Origin of the sequence: Streptomyces sp. NPDC101490, from assembly GCF_044767145.1 — a bacterium.
Lineage (GTDB): Bacteria > Actinomycetota > Actinomycetes > Streptomycetales > Streptomycetaceae > Streptomyces.
Window position 1 is genome coordinate 382,886 of sequence record NZ_JBIWNI010000004.1, and the last position, 21,070, is coordinate 403,955.

Below are 21,070 nucleotides of genomic sequence, written 5' to 3' on the forward strand. Positions count from 1 at the left end.
TATCTCAGATATGAGATGAGCCTGACGGTTGGGGTGGGCCATCGGAGTGAAACGCCCCGCGCGGTGGGGCGGGGCGTCAGGGCGAGCCGTCGTGCGCGGTGACGTGACGCGGTTCGTACAGGGGGAGTTCGGTGCCGCTCGGCAGCCGTACGGCGGCGAGCAGTCCCCAGGACTGTTCGGTGATGGCCCGCGAGACCTCGGCGCCCCGGTCCTCCAGGGCGGTCAGGGTCCGGGCGAGGTCCTCGCACATGAGGTAGACCTCGCTGCGGGGCTCGCGCCCGGTGGGGTGCACGGCGATCTCGGCGGGCGGCAGCCGGAACACCAGCCACCCACCGCCCGCGTCCACGTGCTCGAACCCGAAGACGTCCTTCAGGAAGGCGCGGTCCGCCTCCGCGTCGCGGGTGTAGAGGACCAGGTGCGCGCCACTGAACATGCCCCGATCGTCGGCCGCGCCCCCGCCCCGGGCAATCCACGGGGGGCCGTACGGGTGGGGGCGCGGGCCGGAGCCGGGGCGGGGTCCCGGGCGGGGACGCCGACCGGAGCCGGGGCGCCCGAGGCTTGCGACCCTGCCCCCCGCCCCCCGCCCCCTGCCCCCTGCCGCTGCCCCCCGCCCCCTGCCCCTGTCCTCCGGCCGCTGTCCTATGACCCCGCCCCGGACCGGGTTTTCTTTCCGCCCCCGGCCGTCTCCTCCGTCTCCGTGCCCTCCGTCGCCTCCCTGGCCCTGCTGACCAGGGCGTCGGCGACATCGGCGGCCAGGAAGAACGGCAGCCAACGGTTCACCAGGTCCTCGTGGTCGCGGTAGCGGGCGAAGGGGAGCAGGGAGGCGAGCAGGGCCCACTGGTATTCGAGGTCGTTGAAGGCCCAGTTCGACTGCTCGCAGCCCTTGAGAATGCTCCGCAGCTCGATCACACAGGTCAGGACCCGGCGGACCGAGTCGTCCACGCCCTCCGGCACGACCGGGTTCCAGAGCCGGTCCGGACGGAGCGACGCCGCGAACCACTCACGGATGACACGCACCTGTTCCGTCGCCCACGGGAACGTCCGCGACCACAGGGCCGCTTCGAGGCGGGCGAAGTCCTTGGCGATGTGGCCGCGGTGCGTGGTCTCGAAGTCGATCACGTAGAGGTGGGGGGTGCTGGCGTCCGGACCGCTGGTGAGGATGTTCTCGCAGTGCAGGTCGCCGTGTGAGACACAGGTGAGGTAGCGGGTCGTCAGGCCGTGCTCACGGTCGTACAGCAGCCAGTCCACGAGCCGGGCGGACTCCGGGGAGGGCACGGCGACCTCGGCGATCTGCGCCACCAGCCAGAGCGGGCTGGTCCGTTTCCGGTCCGCCGCCTCGAGACCGCCGACGTCGAGGTGCTCCCCGAGCAGTTCCCCCAGGCTCCGGGGCCGCCAGGCCAGGCCGTCCGGGACGCCGAAGACGGTGCCGACCTCCGGCGAGGCGAACTTCCGGAGCTCCGATTCGGCGTTCTTGCCGGGGCGGTACCCCGCCCGCTCGAAACCGGCCGGGCGCAGGGCGGGGTACTCGCCCCGCAGGTCGCCCACGGCCCGGCTGGCGTTGCTCAGCCAGGGGCCGAGGGCCTTGACGAAGAGCTTCCTGACCACGCCCCTGAGGGTCTCGTCGCCCACGGGCTCCCGCCGCGTGAGCCAGTCGCGGAAGGTGCTCGGCTCGTCGTCCTCGCGGAAGACGTAGGAGGTGAGGATCGCCTGGTAGCGGCTGCCGTTGCTGCGGTTGACGATCGAGGTGGACGAGACCGTGCACTTGCTCGACCGGTAGAACGGCTGGAGCTGTTCGCCGAACTCGTCGAAGTTCCGCTTCTCGCGCTGGACCTTGCTCTCCTCGTCCATCTTCAGCACGCCGACCGGGCCGAAGACGTTGCGCGCGAGGAACGTCGGTACGGGCCGGCCGGCGAACAGGGCGCCCTGCACCATGAGGCCGCCGTGCCGGGGCGCCAGCTCGGCGGCGACGCCCTGGAGCAGCCGGTTGGGCAGCTGGAGCGTCTGGTCCCGTTCGGTGAGGGACATCGAGGCGGTCGCCTCCGCGGCGGTGCCGGGCTCCCAGGCGTTCTTCACGACGCTCACGTCCCTGGCCTTGTCCAGCAGGCCGACCGCGCGCCCGCGCCAGAGCCTGCGGACGTCCCGGTAGCGAGCCGACGGCTCCTCGTGCGGGTTGTGGTAGAGCCCCGTGAGCAGCCGGTCCAGCTGGTTCTCCTTCCAGCCGGAGAGGCTCAGCAGCATGAAGGCGGTGCTGTGCCGGTGCTCCGGCGCGTTGGCCCACTCGTCGAGCAGATGGGTCGCCCACCCCTCGGCGGTCGTCACGCCCCGCACCCGCTGGTCCTGGTTGCTGTACTCGGGGTCCACGGGATCGGGCCCGCCGATGAGCAGCTGGATGCCCACCGCGTGGCGCAGCCAGCGGCAGACGTCGGGCAGCCGCAGCTCCAGGTCGACGTCCTGGAGCTCGCTGACGGCGACGAGGGTGGTCGCCTCGGCGGCGGCGAGCAGCAGTTCGCGCTGATCGCTGTTGCGCCGGTGCTCGGCCTGGATGATCTGGAGGTAGCCGACGACATCGGCGACCACCTGGTAGTTGTTGGACTTCAGGTGCTCGCGCAGGCAGAAGTTGAGCAGTGCGCTCTGCAGGAACCGGTTCCGGATCTGCTGGGCCTCGGACGCGGTGCCTCCGGCCATGTAGTTGCGCATGGCGGTACGCGCCGCGTTGCGGACCGTCATCGCGCCCTCGTGCAGGGGCCAGTACTCGTCGGCCGGGACCCGGATCGGGGCGAGGCCCTCCGCCAGCATCTTCAGGTCCGCGTCCACGAGGGGCCGCAGCACCTCGGCGGCGTCGGGGGCGTGCCTCGTGAGGCATTCCACCAGCCATTTCTCGAAGCCGGAGTACAGCTTCGAGAAGGACTCCCGCCACGGCTGGTCGGACCGCCACCGGTCGAACAGGCCCAGCGCGGCCTGCCCGGCGGCGACGGGCACGCGGATCTGGCCGGGAACCCTCGCCCTGGGCGGGCTCACGGGGCTCTCCGGCTCCGTCTCGGCGGTGTCCGCGTCGCCCTCGACGGCCTCCGTGGTGTCGGCCGCCGGGCTCTCCTCCCGGACCCGGAGCGCGGGACCGAGCTGGAGGAGCCCCTTCTGGCACTCGTCGATGGACGAGTGGTATCTCTCCGGGTTCCGGGCCTCGTACAGACGGATCGCCCATTCGAAGAGGAGGCGGGCCCGTCCGGGGTCCGTCTCCGCGTAGTGCTGCTCGGCGGCGAGCTTGGCCGCGTTGGCTATCTTGAACGTGGGTCCCGCGAAGTTTCCGCTCGCGAGTTCCTCCCCGGCCGTCGCCAGGATGGCGCGCGCCTTGGCGAGGCCGCTCGGCAGGTGGCCGTCGGCCCCGGCGATGTCCTGGAGGGCCGTGGTGACGATGTCGTACGCCTCGTTGAACTCCTCCGGCGACACCGGTGAACCAACCATCATCTGTTCCTTCCGAGAGGTCACCACGGCCCCGCACGACCGGGGGCGTAGCAGGGCGAATCCGGCAGGTGGTGCACGGTCGGGTGCGGGGGAGGGCGGGGGAGGGGACGCTCCGGCGTCCCGCGCGCGGGACGGACCCGGGGTGATCAGGGCCGGGGGCGCTTCCGACGGGAGGTGATCCGGGCGGGAGAGGGTCTGGGCGATGCGCGGAAGACGGAGGCCGAGGCGGACGACGGGGACGGATGACGGAAGACGGATGGCGGAAGACGGGAGGTGCCTGAGGTCATCCGGGGGAGTGTCGCCCCGGGAGCGGTCCGGCCCGGGAGCAGTCCGGCCCGGAGCCGAAGGACCGTGCCGACCGCCTCAGGACACCGGGGCGATGTCCTCCCGCACCCGGCGGTCGCCCGCGAGGAAGGCCGACTGGGGCAGCACCACATGGGTCCGGGACCGTCCCCTGGTGATGTCGCGCCGGGTCACGCCGATGACCAGGGGATCCTCGGCGTCCGACGCCAGATCCAGTACGGCGGAACGGAGTGCGACCGCCTCCGGCCTGTCGGGCACGAGCTCGTACACCTCGAAGAAGCGGATCTGCCGGTACGTCTCCCCCGGAACCTTCAGGGGCCCGTCTATGTACCGGGCCACGGGCTGGAAACCGGCCTCCCGGGCCAGCGGGACGAGCTCCTCATGGCCCACCTCGCCCAGTTCCTCGACGAGTTCGCGGCGCAGGCACTCGGTCGGGGCCTCGCGGTCCGTGCCCCGCTGGAGCCAGCGGGCGAAGCCCAGGACCCGCAGGGCGGGCAGGAAACCGCGCAGATCGTGCCGCATCTCGGCGCGGACGCGGCCCTCGGGCTCGAACCCGAAGCGCTCGAGCCGGGGCTTGGCCGCTTCGTGGTACTTGACCACACCGCCGGGCGGGCCGAAGGCGCCCGGGCGGGTGACCGAGGAGAAGAGGACGTAGTGGTCCTCGTCGTTCACCCGCAGCAGTACGGCGACGGAGACGCGCACCCGGCCGAGCGGGGTGAGCAGGACGCGGAGCAGGGTGAGGTGCCGCCTGTTCTGCCACAGGGCCCGGCCCACGGCGGTCAGCAGGGCGACCAGGACACCACCGACGATCTTCTCCACCACGAGGGCAGCCCTCCCCATCGAGCACGCGTCATCGGGTGCCGACAATGTACCTCCAGAGTAAGCGAATTGACTGCCAGTCATACGTTTTCGGGCGTCATCTTCCCCGGGGGTACGAGAGTGGATCACCGGCTGCCCCCGGACTGCCGGATCGCCGCCGCGCCGGGGACACGGAGGCACGCCGGACGGCGTCGCGCGTGCCGAAGGCGCTCCGGGCCCCACGGTCACGTCGGTCGGTCAGTCCCCTGGTCGGACCTCGGCTGATCGACTCGGCCGCCTGTGTGCGATGTGGGGATGTGGCCCTCCGCACCGCCGGGCAGTTCAGCGACACATGCCGACGAGCAGGCGCTGACCAGCAGAGGAAGCACGTCGGTGGCCACGCGTAGCGAGATCCACACCTGATGGAGTCCGCCCTGCGCGATCGGATGGTTGCAGACACCACAGCGATGGATGGCGGTGACGCCCCACCGCCGGGGATCCAGATTCTCCGGATCGAGGTCTGCGACGGAGCCCCGGGCAGGCTGAAGTCTCGGGAAGGGCGGCCGCAGCTTCTCGTTGCCGAACAACGCGCGCGTGCTCACTGTGCTGCGGGTCAGCTTTCGGCATCGGGTGATCTCGTAGGGGAACCAGTGAAGGCGGTACGAGGTGTACGGGGTGAACTCCTCCAGGCTGGTCATGGATCCGATCTCGGGCGGGATGCGGACCATGTTGCTGCCGTAGAGCACCAGGTGTCTGACCGCCGTCAGCCCGGCGATGCTCGGCGGCAGGGTGATGACCTGCCGCCGCTCCTCCGGGCTCAGTTCGGTGAGGGGGCGGAACTCCTCGCGCCCGTCGTCGGCGGCCTCATCGACCAGCTCCAGCAGGTGTTGCCAGCCCGGGGCGGAGGTGTCCTGCCGTTCTGTGTGGAATCCGGCGCGGGCGCGCGGGCGTGGCCTGGACTGGTCGAAGCACGAGCACGTGTCCTGACGGTGCCGCTCCGGGGCTGGATCCGATGTGTCGCCCCAGCGGTTCACGTGGAGCCTCGGCTCTTCCACCTCCGTCATGGCGCCAAGATACGGGGGTCGCCGAGGGGAGAGGCGGCGTCTGGACAGGTCACGGGTGGTCGCGGTCCGGACCGGGCGGTCTCGCGGATGCGGAGGGCCGAGTCAGGGCAGTCGGCCGAGGGAGCGTTGCCGGGGTGGCGGACGTTCCGGCGGGGTGCGTCGTCGTGGCGATGCGGCGTCGGCGGAGCCCGTTCGAGCGAGCGTCCGGGGCGGCCGGAGCCTTACGGGGCGGCCGGAGACCGAGGCGAGGCGGGAGCGACCGGGTTTGCCGAACCGGTCGCGGGGAGGTGCTCCGGGAAGTACTTCAGGGTGCCGAAGACCTCGCCGTCGGGCGGCATCGGCTCCGATCATCCACGGGATCAGGGCCGAGAAGGCTGCCCGGAGCCGGTCCATGGGACGGTCCCGCTCCAGACACGATGCGCAACCGACGTCTTGCCTGGCCGTCGGCGCCCGGTACCGGCCGGAGACGTGACGCTCACCGTGCGGCCGGCGGAACGGGCGTACGGCAGCCGCGTCCTCGAACCGGGCCGTCGCACGGTCCAGCAGCGGACCGCCCACGCCCACGTACGGCATCCAGGTACGGCATCCACGTACGACAGCTCCACGTACGGCTCCGCAAGACCCGCCGACCGGTACGCCCCCCCCCGCACCCCCGGCGCGTCACCTCGTACGACCGGGTTCGTCTTCGGACGGCTCGATCGGATGGCGGCGGACGACCGGACGAGCGTGGTCAAGGGCATCCCGGCATGACCTCGCGGCGGCGATGCACTAGAGTTATCTCGACATCGAGATAACTGCTCACGGCGCACCGTGTCCGCCCCGCCGGGTAAGGGTTACCTAACTAAGTCTTACCTTAGCGGATCGGCGAGGGGTCGTGGCGGCAGCATGGCGGTAATACGCGCACTTTGATGAAGGAGACTGTCGTGTCGGCGAACAGCTTCGACGCCCGCAGCACGCTGCACGTGGGCGACGAGTCGTACGAGATCTTCAAGCTGGACAAGGTCGAGGGCTCCGCGCGCCTCCCGTACAGCCTGAAGGTTCTCCTGGAGAACCTGCTCCGCACCGAGGACGGCGCGAACATCACCGCCGACCACATCCGGGCCCTCGGCGGCTGGGACTCGCAGGCGCAGCCGAGCCAGGAGATCCAGTTCACGCCGGCCCGCGTGATCATGCAGGACTTCACGGGTGTTCCCTGTGTCGTCGACCTCGCCACCATGCGCGAGGCCGTCAAGGAGCTCGGCGGCGACCCGGCGAAGGTCAACCCGCTCTCCCCGGCCGAGCTGGTCATCGACCACTCGGTGATCGCCGACAAGTTCGGCACGAAGGACGCCTTCGGCCAGAACGTCGAGCTGGAGTACGGCCGCAACAAGGAGCGCTACCAGTTCCTGCGCTGGGGCCAGACGGCCTTCGACGACTTCAAGGTCGTCCCCCCGGGCACCGGCATCGTCCACCAGGTGAACATCGAGCACCTGGCCCGCACGGTCATGGTCCGGGGCGGCCAGGCGTACCCCGACACCCTCGTCGGCACCGACTCGCACACCACCATGGTCAACGGCCTCGGCGTGCTGGGCTGGGGCGTCGGCGGCATCGAGGCCGAGGCCGCGATGCTGGGCCAGCCGGTCTCCATGCTCATCCCGCGCGTCGTCGGCTTCAAGCTGACCGGTGAGCTCCCGGCTGGCACCACCGCCACCGACCTGGTCCTCACGATCACCGAGATGCTGCGCAAGCACGGCGTCGTCGGCAAGTTCGTCGAGTTCTACGGCCAGGGCGTCGCCGCCACCTCGCTCGCGAACCGCGCCACCATCGGCAACATGTCGCCGGAGTTCGGTTCCACCGCCGCGATCTTCCCGATCGACGACGAGACCCTGAAGTACCTGCGCCTGACCGGCCGCGACGCCCAGCAGGTCGCGCTCGTCGAGGCGTACGCCAAGGAGCAGGGCCTCTGGCTCGACCCGGCCGCCGAGCCCGACTTCTCCGAGAAGCTGGAGCTCGACCTCTCCACGGTCGTCCCCTCCATCGCCGGTCCGAAGCGCCCGCAGGACCGCATCGTCCTCGCGAACGCCGCCGAGCAGTTCGCCCTGGACGTCCGCAACTACGTGGACACCGCCGACGAGGCGGGCAAGGAGTCCTTCCCGGCCTCCGACGCCCCGGCGCAGACCAACGGCGTCCCGTCGAACCCGGTCCAGGTCACCGCCCCCGACGGCACGACCTACACGATCGACCACGGCGCCGTCACCGTCGCCGCGATCACCTCCTGCACCAACACCTCGAACCCGTACGTCATGGTCGCCGCCGCGCTCGTCGCGAAGAAGGCCGTGGAGCGTGGCCTGACCCGCAAGCCGTGGGTCAAGACCACCCTCGCTCCGGGCTCCAAGGTCGTCACCGACTACTTCGACAAGGCGGGTCTCACCCCGTACCTCGACAAGGTCGGCTTCAACCTCGTCGGCTACGGCTGCACCACCTGCATCGGCAACTCCGGCCCGCTGCCGGAGGAGGTCTCCAAGGCGGTCAACGAGCACGACCTGGCCGTGACCTCGGTCCTCTCGGGCAACCGCAACTTCGAGGGCCGCATCAACCCCGACGTCAAGATGAACTACCTGGCGTCCCCGCCGCTGGTCGTCGCGTACGCGCTCGCGGGCTCCATGAAGGTGGACATCACCAAGGACGCCCTGGGCATCGACCAGGACGGCAAGCCTGTCTACCTGGCGGACATCTGGCCGACCGAGGCCGAGGTCAACGACGTCGTCGCCAACGCCATCGGCGAGGACATGTTCAACAAGTCCTACCAGGACGTCTTCGCGGGCGACGCCCAGTGGCAGGCGCTGCCGATCCCGACCGGCAACACCTTCGAGTGGGACACCGAGTCCACCTACGTCCGCAAGCCCCCGTACTTCGAGGGCATGACGATGGAGACGACCCCGGTCAGCGACATCGTCGGCGCGCGCGTCCTGGCCAAGCTGGGCGACTCGGTCACCACCGACCACATCTCCCCGGCCGGTGCGATCAAGGCCGACACCCCGGCCGGAAAGTACCTCACCGAGCACGGTGTGGAGCGTCGTGACTTCAACTCCTACGGCTCGCGCCGTGGCAACCACGAGGTCATGATCCGCGGCACGTTCGCCAACATCCGCCTGCGCAACCAGATCGCGCCGGGCACCGAGGGCGGCTACACCCGCGACTTCACGAAGGACGGCGCCCCCGTCTCCTTCATCTACGACGCCTCGCGCAACTACATCGACCAGGGCACCCCGCTCGCGATCCTGGCGGGCAAGGAGTACGGCTCCGGCTCGTCCCGCGACTGGGCCGCCAAGGGCACCGCCCTGCTCGGCGTCAAGGCCGTCATCGCCGAGTCGTACGAGCGCATCCACCGCTCGAACCTCATCGGCATGGGCGTCCTGCCGCTCCAGTTCCCCGAGGGCCAGTCGGCCGAGACCCTGGGCCTGACCGGCGAGGAGACCTTCTCCTTCACCGGCGTCGAGGAGCTGAACAACGGCACCACCCCGCGCACGGTCAAGGTCAGCACCGACACCGGTGTCGAGTTCGACGCGGTCGTCCGCATCGACACCCCCGGTGAGGCGGACTACTACCGCAACGGCGGCATCATGCAGTACGTGCTCCGCAACCTGATCCGCGGCTGACCTGATGTGAACGAGCGCTCCGCCCCCGCCTCTCGTGCGGCGGGCGCAGCGCTTGAGCTCGACGGGGCGGAAGGTTCGCCTGTGGGCACGATCGCAGGCGATCTGTTCCCGGGGCGGATCTGAGCATCCCCCGACGACGAAGAGCCCCGCACCTGATACCAGGTGCGGGGCTCTTCGTCGTCGTGAGCGCGTGACGAACGAGCGCCGCCGGAGCAGGACTTGTCCGGGCAATCTTGGGAGCCGTGGGTGGGCTCCCGCCGGCGGCTCCCACTCCCGAACGACGTCACCTCCACCCCGGGCGAGAGTCACGGCCTGGCGCCGGCTGTGGGATTGGACCCACGCCGGCTTCTGGCCCCGCCTGCACCCCGTGCTGCTGACCGAACTGCAACGCGCGGACCTGCTGGACCTGGACGACTGCGCCGTGGATGGCTCGCATGTCCGGGCTCTCAAAGGGGGAATCATGTCTGCCCCTCGCCTGTCGACCGCGCCCGCCCTGGCTCCAAGCGCCATGTGATCGTGGACCGTTGTGGCACCCCGCTCACCGGAGGCAATCGCGACGACGTCACCCAGTTGCTGCCCCTGCTGGACGCGATACCGCCGATTCGAGGACTGCGCGGACGCCCGCGACGCAGGCTGCGGCGGCTGTTCGCTGACCGGGGCTACGGCTTCGACAAGTACCGCCGCCTGCTGTGGAAGCGCGGCATCAAGCCGATGATCGCCCGACGCGGAGTCGCCCACGGTGCGGGACTCGGCAAGTTCCGCTAGGGCGTAGAGCGCGCCTTCGCCGTCCTGGTCCTGCGGATGCGTCGACGAGATCCATCTGTAGGCTGGCCCACAGCTATGGGGCGTGCACTCGCCCTTCCGCCTCCGCGTAGCCGTTGACGGACGCGCAGAGGAGACCGTCCCCGCCACTGCGGGGCTGATCCCCATGAACTTTTGGGGTGCCCGTGCTCCCCGCGCCCGCGGGGCTGGATTGATCTTCAATCTGCGTGGCCAGTCGGCGATCCCTGCCAGTCCTCAACCATGAACATTTCGTGTGTCCCGGCCGATCACCTGAGGAGCGTGGCCCCTTGGGGGAATCGGAACCGCTCAATCTGGCGGCAGACACTCTGTGGATGCATTAAGTTACTTGCTGTGATGAGGCAGTCCCCGATCCAGGGGGATCACTCGGCCCGTCGCACGGGGGAGGTCTGCCCTCCTCCGTCCTCATCGGTGAACACCTCTACAGGAGAACAACATGGCGAACAGCCATAACCAGGGCGACGGCCGCGACTGGCGCGGGGCGATGGTCGCGCTGCTCACGGCAATGGTCGCGTCGGCGCCCCTTGCCCCCTCGCCCGTCATGGCGTGGATCTGGGGCATTGCGGTGATCGTGGTCGTGGTCGTCGTCGCTCTGGGACAGAGGGGCAGGGGCTTCGGCTCCTGCCCCTCCGCTCATGGCGTCTAGCCGATTCCCGGCTCCACAGGCGCCCTGACCCTCACCTGGTTCGACGTTTGAGCCCAGCGGCCCTCGTGCTCATCGACCGACCCGACAAGTTGGATTGTTTGGGTGGGGAGACCGCTCGGGGGTCGACCGGGGAGAGCCTCTGCGGCGAACTGCCGGGCCGGGGCGGCAGTTCGCGTGGACGTTGCCACCACCCGGCCCTCCCGGGAGCAAGACGCCCACGTGCCGGTGGCCAGCGCAAGCGACAGGGAGACCGTCGCCCGGCGGCCACGAGGTGGTTCACACCAGCCCCGGTCCAAACCCCGGTGGAACACGCTTCCCCATGTCGGCACTCGACGGCCGACGACAACCCGACCGGCATCCCGGCCTGGCCGTCCGCATCAAGCGCCGTGTCGCCGGCCGGTTGGATTCGGCGCTCGTCCCGGACGGCTACGGTCCCCCGAGGCTGTCGACGACCGAGCCCACCACGCGCGCGGGCCTTCGGAAGTGCGACCATCCAGACCCGACTTCGGTCTCTCCATGGACCCTTTGGAACACCACAGCCCGGCGGGGGTATGCAGCCATGCCACATTCATTACCGAGTTCAAACGATCCCGGCTCCGGGGCACCCTTCGATCTCCTTTCCCCCGCCGCCAGACGGGCCTGGGGAAAGCACGACAGACGGACCGAAGAGTGGCTCCCCCTATGGCGTCATATGGCGGACAGCGCCGCCGTGGCGGGGGTGTTGTGGGATGAATGGGTACCCAACCGTGTGAAGACACTTGTCGCCGAAGTGCTGCCCGGGGGCGCCGACGACGCACGTCGCCTGCTGGTCTTCCTCGCCGCCACACACGATATCGGCAAGTCGACACCGGCCTTCGCCTGCCAGGTGGAGGGTCTGGCGGATCGTATGCGGTCAGCGGGGCTGGAAATGCCGTATCAGAAGCAGTTCGGCACCGACCGGCGCATGGCTCCGCACGGGCTGGCGAGTCAACTCCTGCTCCAGGAGTGGCTTTCCGAGCGGTTCGGACTGGCCGACCGCTTCACCGGGCAGTTCGCCGTGGTGGCCGGTGGCCATCACGGTACGCCGCCGGACCACCAGCAGATCCACGATCTCCGGCTCCGCCCCCGGCTGCTCCGGACCCCGGGGACGAGCGAGGACACATGGCGTTCTGTGCAGTACGAGTTGATGGACGCCTGCGCACAAGTCGCCGGGGTCACGGACCGGTTCAGGAACTGGTCGTCGGTGCGCCTGCCGCAGACGGTGCAGGTGGCGCTGACAGGCCTGGTGATCGTCTCCGACTGGATCGCGAGTTCGACGGAGTTGTTTCCGTACGACCCCTCGTCCTGGTCGCCGCGGGGCCCGGAGGGAGAGGCCCGGCGCCTGTCGGCGGCATGGGCTGGGCTCGACCTACCGGGACCTTGGACGGCGGCGGAACCGGAAGGTACAGCGGCCGAGTTGTTCAGGAATCGCTTCGCACTCCCGGACGGTGCGGTGATCCGGCCGGTGCAGGAGGAGGCGGTACGGATGGCCCGGGTGATGCCCGCGGCCGGGCTCCTGATCATCGAGGCGCCGATGGGCGAGGGCAAGACGGAGGCGGCCTTCGCGGCGGCGGAGATCCTCGCCGCCAGGACCGGGGCCGGTGGCTGTCTGGTGGCGCTGCCGACCCGGGCCACGGGAGACGCGATGTTCCCGCGTCTGCTGAGCTGGCTTGACCGCCTTCCCCCGGACGGCCCGCGCTCCGTCGTACTGGCGCACGCGAAGTCGGCGCTCAATGAGGTCTGGTCAGGGCTGATGCGTGCCGGGGACCGTACGATCGCCGCCGTCGAGCCGGACCGTACGGATGCCGTGCCCAGTCCCGGGGCAGCCGTCCGCTCCGGCCCCTCGGGACTCCACGCGCACCAGTGGCTGCGGGGGCGGAAGAAGGGTCTGCTCTCGTCATTCGCGGTGGGGACGATCGACCAGGTGCTCTTCGCCGGGCTCAAGAGCCGGCATCTGGCGCTGCGGCATCTGGCGGTCGCGGGCAAGGTCGTCGTCATCGACGAGGTCCACGCCTATGACGCCTATATGAATGCCTACCTCGACCGGGTGCTGGAATGGCTGGCGGCGTACGGAGTACCGGTGGTGCTGCTGTCGGCGACGCTTCCCGCAGGCCGGAGGAGGGAGCTCGCGGCGGCCTACGCGGGAGAGGAAGCGGGTCACCCGGGGGGCGGCACGGACGTACCGGAGGACGCGTACCCGCTGCTCACCGCCGTGGCTCCCGGGGCGGCGGTGACGACCGCCTGCCCGGACCCGGCCACGGGCCGCCGCACCGAGGTGCTGCTGGAGAGAGTGGACGACGATCTGTCGCTCCTGGTTCGGCGGCTGGCGGACGAACTCCGGGACGGCGGCTGCGCACTGGTCGTACGGAACACCGTCGACCGGGTGCTGGAGGCCGCGGAACAGCTGAGGCTCCACTTCGGCACCGACGCCGTGACCGTGGCGCACTCCCGGTTCCTCGCGGCCGACCGGGCGGGCAAGGACACCGAGTTGCGTGAGCGTTTCGGTCCGGACGGGGAGCGTCCCACCGGGCCGCACATCGTCGTGGCCAGTCAAGTGGTCGAGCAGTCGCTCGACATCGACTTCGATCTACTCGTCACCGATCTGGCGCCGGTGGACCTGATGCTCCAGCGCATGGGGCGGCTGCACCGCCATCCACGCTCCCGCCCGCCCCGGCTGGTCCGGGCCCGGTGTCTGGTCACCGGCGCCGACTGGCGGGCCGACCCCCCCGGGCCCGTGCGCGGCTCGCTCGGCGTCTACCGGGGGCCGCACACGCTGCTGCGGGCGCTCGCGGTCCTTGGCCCGCATCTGGACGGGGCTCCGCTCGTCCTGCCCGACCACATCAGCCCGCTGGTCCAGTCCGCCTACGGGGACGGTCCGGTCGGCCCCGGGCACTGGGCTTCCGCGCTGGCCGATCACCGTCGCGCGTACCTCGACGGCCTCGCCACGAAACGGGAGAACGCCGATGCCTTCCGTCTGGGACCCGTCCGCCGGGCCGGACGCCCGGTGATCGGCTGGCTCGACGCGAACGCGGGCGACGCGGACGACACCCGCGAGGGGCGCGCTCAGGTACGCGACAGCGAGGAGAGCCTGGAGGTGCTGGTCATCCAGCGCCGCCGGGACGGCCGGCTGACCACCGTCGACTGGCTCGACGGCGGGAGGGGCGGGCTGGAGCTGCCCGAGCACGCACCTCCGACGCGCTGGGCCGCCGAGGCCGTCGCCGCGAGCGCTCTGACACTGCCCTGGCAGTTCTCCAAGCGGTGGGCGATCGACCGGACCATCGCCGAGCTGGAGCGATTCGCCGTTCCGGCCTGGCAGGTCAAGGAATGCCCCTGGCTGGCAGGGGAGTTGCTTCTCGTCCTGGACGAGGATTGTCAGACCCGTCTGGCAGGCTTCGACCTCCGATACAGCCGTGCCGACGGACTTCGGGTGACTCCCGTCGGCGCACTGGAAGCAAAGGTGCCTGATCCCGTGCCGAAATCATTCGACCTGGTCTCCCGGCCGTGGCTGCCGGTCCAGCGCCTCGACGGCACAATGGCGGAACTCTCTCTGCTGGAGGTCTTCGCGCACGCCCGTGATCTGCGGCGTCTCGTGGGTGATCTGCCCACACAGGAGTTCGCGCTTCTCCGGCTGCTGCTGGCGATCCTCCACGACGCGGTGGAAGGACCCGCGGAGATGGAGGACTGGGAGGAGCTGTGGCACGCGGCGGACCCCTTCTCCACCGTGCCCGGGTATCTCGCCCGGCATCAGGGCCGGTTCGATCTGCTCCACGCGGAGCGCCCCTTCTTCCAGACGGCGGGCCTGCACACGGAGAAGAACGAGGTCGCCTCACTGAACCGGATCGTCGCCGACGTTCCGAACGGGGACCCCTTCTTCGCCATGCGCAGGCCTGGTGCGGACCGGCTCTCTCTCGCCGAGGCCGCCCGGTGGCTGGTGCACACACACGCCTTCGACCCGTCGGGGATCAAGTCCGGTATGGCCGGTGACGACCGGACCACGGGCGGCAGGGTCTATCCCCAGGGCACCGGCTGGGCGGGCAACCTCGGTGGTGTCTTCGCCGAGGGAGCGTCCCTGCACGAGACCCTGCTGCTGAATCTGATCCCCACGGACGAGGACCTGCTCACCGTCGACCGGCGCAGGGACATGCCGGTCTGGCGCCGGGAGGAGGCGCCGGGCCCCGGCCGGATCGCGGAGGACCCCGAGGTCCGCCGGCCCTCCGGCCCCCGTGATCTCTACACCTGGCAGTCACGGCGTGTCCTCCTGCACACCGAGGACGACGCCGGCCTCACCGTCACCGGGGTCGTCCTCGGCTACGGGGACCCGCTCACCCCGCACGACCGGTGGAAGTCGGAGCCCATGTCCGGCTGGCGCCGCAGCGCCCCGCAGGAGAAGAAGCTGGGCCGTCCGCTGGTCTACATGCCGCGGCAGCACGACCCCACCCGCGCCGCGTGGCGGGGCCTCGGCAGCCTGCTGTACGCGCAGCGCTCCCCGTCGGACGGAACAGGGCGCGGCACCCCGCAGACTCTGCCTTCGGGAGTGGTGAAGTGGCTCGCCCTGCTCACCACCGAGGGAGTGCTGCCGAAGGGTTCCCTCATCCGGGTACGACTGGTGGGGGCGGTGTACGGGACTCAGCAGTCCGTGGTGGACGAGGTCGTCGACGACGGGGTCACGCTGCCCGTCGTCCTGCTCCACGAGGAGCGGCCGTTCCACGGCGCCGCGGCGGTGGACGCGGTCTCGGACGCGGAGCAGGCGGTGACCGCGCTGGGACACCTCGCGGGCAATCTCGCGCGCGCCGCAGGATCGGACCCGGTGCCGCTGACGGAGATCGCCCGCGACCTGGGGTTCGGGGCGCTGGACGGTCCCTACCGGCAGTGGCTGCGGAACCTCGGGGAGAGCGACGACCCGGTCGCCGACCGTGCCTCATGGCAGGCGACCGTGCGGCGGATCGTCCATCGCCTCGGCCGACAGCTGCTCGACACCGCGGGTCCGGCCGCGGCGGAAGGGCGGATCATCGATCTCCCGCGTACGGGCAAGCGCTGGGTGGACGACGCCCGCGCGGATCTGTGGTTCCGGACCAGGATCAACAAGATCCTTCCGGTGGGCGATCCGCTGCCGGAAGCCGGTGCTCCCCCGCGACCGCCCACCTGACAAGCCGTTCACTCGCCTGCGCACACCACCCTCACACCGACGCCACGGAGCATTCCGTATGACCACGATGAAACAAGAGCCCGCACCCCGGCAGCCCGCCGGTCCGTCCCCGGCCCGGCGGCAGCACGGGCCCGGTCCGGCGGGTGTAGCCGCTGCCCGCTGTGTCTCCCGGCTTCAGCGCGGCTACCGCCGGGACAACCCGGCCGCGGTGGCGGACCTCGCCCGGCTGCGGCGCGGTGCCGGGCAGACCGCGCACATGGTGCAGGACCACTGGGGCCTGGGAGGACTGGAGGAACTGGGCGACGCCCTCGCGGAAAGCAGCACACGCGTACGCCGGGAACACGCCGAGGAAGCGGTGTACCTGGCGGTGACGCTCTGGGCCCTGCACCAGCAGTCCGTCCGAGACGGCGACATGCACAGCCCCGGGACGACCTTGGGGGGCGCGGTCCGGACGCTCATCCAGAAGAAGACGGAGGAGAAGCCCGGCTCCGACGACTCGGAGAACGAACCGCTGCGCAAGCGGCTCGTCCGGGTCGGTACCGCCGACTCCATCGTGTCGGTGGCCGTCCGGCTGCGGGAGATCGTGCTGTTGCTGCGCGGAGGGCAGGTGCCGCTCGACTACGGGCGCCTGGCCGATCAGCTCTGCCGCTGGCAAACGCCGTCGGGACGCGCGGCGGTGCGGCGCGAGTGGGGCCGGGAGTTCCACCTCGCCGCCCCCCGCCGTGGAAGCACAGCGCGGAACGGGGACGACGGGAGCGACGCGATCGACCCGTCCCTGAGCTTCGGCGGCACGGACGACGACTACGGCCCGGGGGACTGATCACCCCCTGTCCCTGCCATCACTTTCCCTCTACCCCTTGTCCTTCCCACGTCGAGCACACAGAGGAACCGAGCGTTCATGAACCGGACCATCATCGACATCCACGTTCTCCAGACCGTGCCTCCGAGCAACCTCAACCGGGACGACACCGGTACGCCGAAGTCGGCCGTCTACGGCGGCAAGCGCCGGGCCCGGGTCTCCAGCCAGGCATGGAAGCGCGCCACCCGTACGGCCTTCTCCGAACTGCTCGACCCCTCCGAGCTGGGGGTCCGGACGAAGCGGGTGGTCGAGGTACTGGCGGAGAGGATTTCCGTCCTGGACACATCGCTCTCCCCAGCAGCGGCCGAGGAGCTGGCCGCGGAGACCCTGGCGACCGCGACGGGAGTGAAGCTCACGGTCCCCAAGCGCAGGAAGGGCGGAGGCGGCGACGAGACCGAATCCGCCCCGGAATCGACCTATCTGATGTTTCTGAGCAGCCGCCAGTTCGACGCGCTGGCCGCTCTCACGGTCGAAGGCACATCGGACGGCGATCTCAAGACGCTCAAGGAGTTCTTCAGGACCAGGGAGAACAAGGCACGCGCTCGCCGGTCGGTGGACACCGGGCACTCGGTGGACATCGCCCTCTTCGGCCGTATGGTGGCGGACTCGACCGATCTCAACGTCGACGCGGCAGCCCAGGTGGCACATGCCCTGAGTGTGCATGCGGTCGAGGTCGAGTCGGACTACTTCACGGCCGTCGACGATACGAAAACGGACGCCGAGATGGGCGCCGGCATGATCGGCACCGTCGACTTCAACTCGTCGACCCTCTACCGCTACGCGGCGGTCGACGCCAACCGGCTCCAGGAGAACCTGGGTGGTCTGAGCGAGGGCCGGACACCGTCCGCGGACCCCACCAGGCGGGCGGTGGAGGCCTTCCTCGAAGGATTCATCACCTCGCTCCCCACGGGGAAGATCAACACCTTCGGCAATCACACGTTGCCCGCGGCGGTGATCGTCAAGCTCCGTACCCGGCGCCCGATCAGTTTCGTCGGGGCCTTCGAGGAGCCCGTGGAGACGGCTGAGGAAGGCGGCTTCCTGCGCCGGAGCTGCGAACGGCTCGCCACGTACGTACCCGAGCTGGAGAAGGCGTTCGGGCTCACGGACAAGGGAGGGACCTGGGTGCTGCGGGTCGGTCAGGACACTGAAGCTCTCTCCTCCCTGGGCGAAGAGCTGGCTCTTCCCGAACTGGTGACGGCCGTGGGTGAGGCGGTGGCCGCCCGGCTGAAGGCCGGGGAGAGCGCCCAGCTGGAGACCGGAGCATGAGCGTGCTGCTGCTGCGGCTCGCGGGGCCCCTCCAGTCCTGGGGTTCGGCGGCCCGCTTCACCCGCCGCACCACCGAGAACGCGCCCACCAAGAGCGGCGTCCTCGGCCTCCTGGCCGGTGCCCAGGGGCGTTCCCGGGAGGCGGATCTTTCCGATCTCGCCGCGCTGGAGTTCGGTGTACGGATCGATCAGCCCGGCAGCCGGATGCGTGACTTCCAGACCGCGCACCACGCCGACTCGGGCAAGTCCATGCCGCTCTCCGAACGCTTCTACCTCGCGGACGCGGTCTTCGTCGCGGGTGTCGCGGGCGAGCCCGGACTCATCAGGGCGCTGTACGAGGCGCTGCTGGACCCGGTCTTCCTGCCCTATCTCGGGCGGCGCTCCTGTCCTCCGTCACGACCGATTCCGATGTCGGAGCCGCTGGAGACGAGCCTCAAGGATGCGTTGGAGAGAGCGGAATGGCAGGCGTCGGGGTGGTACCGGAATCAGTTCTCCGGCAGCAGGCGCCCGGAGAGGGCTCCGGGCACCGGACCGGAGACGCTGGAGGTTCTGCTCGACTGTCCGGCCGGAGAGACCCCAGACGTCACGCTCCGTGACCTTCCGCTGAGTTTTGATCCCCGCCACCGGCGCTACGGACTGCGCGGTGTGCGCTGGGGCGAGCCGGTGCCCGTACAGCCACCGGCCCACGATCCGACCGATGGGCTTCCGCCCGCCGCACCGAGGACCACCCGATGTATCTGACCCGCTTCCGCATCAACACCGCCCGATCCGGTGCCCGGCGGCTCCTCGGCTCACCGCATCTCCTGCACGGTGCGGTGAACATGTCCTTCCCGGTGCCTCCGCCGCGGGACGGATCGGGCCCCCGGGTGCTCTGGCGAGTGGACCACGACACCCCCGCCGAGACCCGGCTGTTCATCGTCAGTCCCACCCGCCCCGACCTGACCCATCTGGTCGAACAGGCGGGCTGGCCCACCGCCGGTGAAGCCGGCTGGGCGACTTTTGAGTACGGGCAGTTCCTCGACGCACTCGCCAAGGGGGACACCTGGGGCTTCAGGCTCACGGCGAACCCCGTGCACAACATCCGTCACCAGCACAGCGCCGAGGGCGAGGAGACGAAGCGTGCCGCGCACCGGACTCCACGGCATCAGATGCGCTGGCTCATCGAACGCCAGGAGCAGGCGGGGTTCGAGGTGGTGCGGAAGTCGGTGGAACGGCAACTCGTGGAACGGGGTGACGAACACGAACTGATCGTCCGCGATCAGCGCGCCCTCCAGTTCCGCAGGTCTCCCGACAGGTCCGGCCGTGACGACGTACGCATCACCAGGGCCACCTTCGACGGCCGGCTGCGCGTCACGGACCCGGACGTCTTCCGCCGGACACTCACCCACGGTCTGGGCAAGGCCAAGGCGTACGGCTGCGGTCTCATGACGCTCGCCCCGGTGCGGTGAACGATGGGCACCATCGGCCGACGGGGAGCCTCCTCGCCACGCGAACTCGCCAGGATCGGTGATCGCATCTCATTCGTCTATCTGGAACGGTGCACCGTGCACCGGGAATCCAACGCCATCACGGCGGAGGACGCCGACGGGGTGACGCAGATCCCGTCCGCCACCATCGGCACCCTGCTCCTCGGACCGGGAACGCGCATCACCCATCAGGCCATGTCCGTCCTCGGCGACTCCGGCGCCGGCGTGGCCTGGGTCGGCGAGCACGGGGTGCGCTACTACGCGGGCGGCCGGGCCCTCACCCGCTCCTCCGGCCTGGTCGAAGCACAGGCCACGGCCTGGGCCAACCGGCGGACCCGGCTGGACGTGGCGCGGGCCATGTACCGGCTCCGGTTCCCCGACCAGGACCCGGCCGGCCGCACCCGCCAGGAACTCCTCAGCATGGAGGGAGGGCGCGTCAAGACCTGTTACCGCGAGGAATCGGTCCGCACCGGCGTGCCCTGGGTCCGCCGCGAGTTCCACCGCGGCGACTTCTCCGCAGGTGACGCCCCCAACCAGGGCATCACCGCGGCGGCCCAGTGCATGTACGGCATAGCCCACGCCGTCGTCGCCGCGCTCGGCTGCTCACCCGGTCTCGGCTTCGTCCATTCCGGACACGAGCGCTCGTTCGTGCTGGACGTGGCCGACTTCTACCGGACCGAGATCGCCATCCCGGCCGCCTTCGACGCGGCCGTCGAAGGCGAGGAGGATGTCGCGGCCCGCACGCGACGGCTGCTCCGCGACCGCATCAACGAGACGCGCCTGCTGGATCGTTGTGTCCGGGACATCAAGGACGTCCTCGGATTCGACGGCACCCGCGACACGGGCGATGCGGCCGAGGACCGTGTCACCCTCCAGTCCGACGGGGACGTGCATGTTGAAAGTGGCCGCAACTATGGCAACGAGATCATCTGGTGACCGTCATTGTTCTCACCAATTGCCCGGTCGGCCTGAGGGGGTTTCTCACCCGCTGGCTTCTGGAGATCTCTCCGGGAGTCTTCCTCGGCTCTCCCTCAGCCCGCATCCGCGAGGCACTCTGGAACGAGGTCCGTCAATACGCCAACCAAGGCCGTGCTCTGCTCGCCTATCAGACGAACAATGAGCAGGGCTACACCTTTGAAACCCACGATCACGCGTGGCACCCCACCGATCACGAAGGGCTGACGCTGATCCATCGCCCGAACCCAGCTTCGGACCGCCCGGCACAGCGAACGCCTTCGGTTCCCCGGGAGGGGTGGAGCAAGGCGTCCAAGCGCCGCAGATTCGGCGGCAGGTAGGAGATGGCACCTTTGGCGAGGTCCGGAGCGGCGGGCATGAGCATGGAGGATGAGGGTTCATCGAAATCCGCGATGCGAGATAAGTCCTCAATGTCGCAATCTTGGGAAGTAAGTAAAAGCGGGCACCTGACGGGATAAAGTCGCTGGTCAGCTCCTGTGATCCCCGCGCACGCGGGGTTGGCCCCTGGAGTGACGTCGTCGGCGTACGTCATGTCGGGTGATCCCCGCGCACGCGGGGTTGGCCCCCAGATCCGCCCGCAGCGGACGAGACCGATGGTGTGATCCCCGCGCACGCGGGGTTGGCCCCGG

General features: G+C 70.1%; 14 protein-coding genes, 1 pseudogene and 1 CRISPR repeat array (1 of these 16 only partly in view). Of the genes and pseudogenes, 11 read left to right on the top strand and 4 right to left on the bottom strand.

What is annotated here, in order from left to right; genetic code table 11:
* Window positions 1–76: 76 nt before the first annotated feature.
* The 4 genes from ACIRQY_RS12675 to ACIRQY_RS12690 form a co-directional block, all read right to left on the bottom strand.
* Window positions 77–433, bottom strand: a complete 357-nt coding sequence (locus ACIRQY_RS12675) for a VOC family protein (RefSeq protein WP_351781476.1) — start codon at window positions 431–433, stop codon at window positions 77–79.
* A gap of 206 nt (window positions 434–639) precedes the next feature.
* On the bottom strand, window positions 640–3,465 hold the full coding sequence (locus ACIRQY_RS12680) for a phosphotransferase (RefSeq protein WP_403924516.1): 2,826 nt from the start codon (window positions 3,463–3,465) through the stop codon (window positions 640–642).
* A gap of 360 nt (window positions 3,466–3,825) precedes the next feature.
* A complete protein-coding gene (locus tag ACIRQY_RS12685; RefSeq protein ID WP_351781479.1) occupies window positions 3,826–4,587 on the bottom strand; it encodes a hypothetical protein in 762 nt (253 codons plus the stop codon).
* 221 nt (window positions 4,588–4,808) lie between these two features.
* Complete coding sequence (locus tag ACIRQY_RS12690; protein WP_403924519.1) at window positions 4,809–5,627, bottom strand: leucine-rich repeat domain-containing protein; 819 nt, start codon at window positions 5,625–5,627, stop codon at window positions 4,809–4,811.
* 468 nt (window positions 5,628–6,095) lie between these two features.
* Here ACIRQY_RS12690 and ACIRQY_RS12695 point away from each other — a divergent pair, with 468 nt between their 5' ends.
* From ACIRQY_RS12695 to cas2e, 11 genes and pseudogenes are all read left to right on the top strand, one after another.
* Window positions 6,096–6,377 (top strand): hypothetical protein, encoded by a 282-nt coding sequence (locus ACIRQY_RS12695; RefSeq protein WP_403924522.1) that lies wholly within the window; start codon window positions 6,096–6,098, stop codon window positions 6,375–6,377.
* Between the two features lie 173 nt (window positions 6,378–6,550).
* A complete protein-coding gene (gene acnA, locus ACIRQY_RS12700; RefSeq protein WP_403924525.1) occupies window positions 6,551–9,265 on the top strand; it encodes an aconitate hydratase AcnA in 2,715 nt (904 codons plus the stop codon).
* A 304-nt stretch (window positions 9,266–9,569) separates the two neighbouring features.
* Window positions 9,570–10,027: pseudogene (locus ACIRQY_RS12705) on the top strand (transposase); the annotation flags it as partial.
* A gap of 475 nt (window positions 10,028–10,502) precedes the next feature.
* Window positions 10,503–10,712 (top strand): hypothetical protein, encoded by a 210-nt coding sequence (locus tag ACIRQY_RS12710; protein WP_403924528.1) that lies wholly within the window; start codon window positions 10,503–10,505, stop codon window positions 10,710–10,712.
* A 559-nt stretch (window positions 10,713–11,271) separates the two neighbouring features.
* Entirely contained in the window at window positions 11,272–15,876 is a 4,605-nt protein-coding gene (casA, locus tag ACIRQY_RS12715; RefSeq protein WP_403924531.1) for a type I-E CRISPR-associated protein Cse1/CasA, read from the top strand.
* Between the two features lie 58 nt (window positions 15,877–15,934).
* Window positions 15,935–16,696: a type I-E CRISPR-associated protein Cse2/CasB gene (gene casB, locus ACIRQY_RS12720; RefSeq protein WP_403924534.1), complete on the top strand. Its 762-nt coding sequence runs from the start codon at window positions 15,935–15,937 to the stop codon at window positions 16,694–16,696.
* 78 nt (window positions 16,697–16,774) lie between these two features.
* On the top strand, window positions 16,775–18,001 hold the full coding sequence (gene cas7e, locus ACIRQY_RS12725) for a type I-E CRISPR-associated protein Cas7/Cse4/CasC (protein ID WP_403924537.1): 1,227 nt from the start codon (window positions 16,775–16,777) through the stop codon (window positions 17,999–18,001).
* Complete coding sequence (gene cas5e / locus ACIRQY_RS12730; RefSeq protein ID WP_403924539.1) at window positions 17,998–18,741, top strand: type I-E CRISPR-associated protein Cas5/CasD; 744 nt, start codon at window positions 17,998–18,000, stop codon at window positions 18,739–18,741. The genes cas7e and cas5e overlap by 4 nt, the downstream gene beginning before the upstream one ends.
* Window positions 18,732–19,448, top strand: coding sequence for a type I-E CRISPR-associated protein Cas6/Cse3/CasE (gene cas6e / locus ACIRQY_RS12735; protein ID WP_403924542.1), 717 nt, complete (start codon window positions 18,732–18,734; stop codon window positions 19,446–19,448). Before cas5e ends, cas6e begins: the two co-directional genes overlap by 10 nt.
* Before the next feature lie 3 nt (window positions 19,449–19,451).
* A complete protein-coding gene (cas1e, locus tag ACIRQY_RS12740) occupies window positions 19,452–20,402 on the top strand; it encodes a type I-E CRISPR-associated endonuclease Cas1e (RefSeq protein WP_351781499.1) in 951 nt (316 codons plus the stop codon).
* Window positions 20,399–20,761 (top strand): type I-E CRISPR-associated endoribonuclease Cas2e, encoded by a 363-nt coding sequence (gene cas2e / locus ACIRQY_RS12745; RefSeq protein ID WP_403924545.1) that lies wholly within the window; start codon window positions 20,399–20,401, stop codon window positions 20,759–20,761. Before cas1e ends, cas2e begins: the two co-directional genes overlap by 4 nt.
* A 156-nt stretch (window positions 20,762–20,917) precedes the next feature.
* Window positions 20,918–21,070: a CRISPR direct-repeat array (repeat unit 29 nt; unit sequence GTGATCCCCGCGCACGCGGGGTTGGCCCC); it runs 608 nt beyond the window's last position.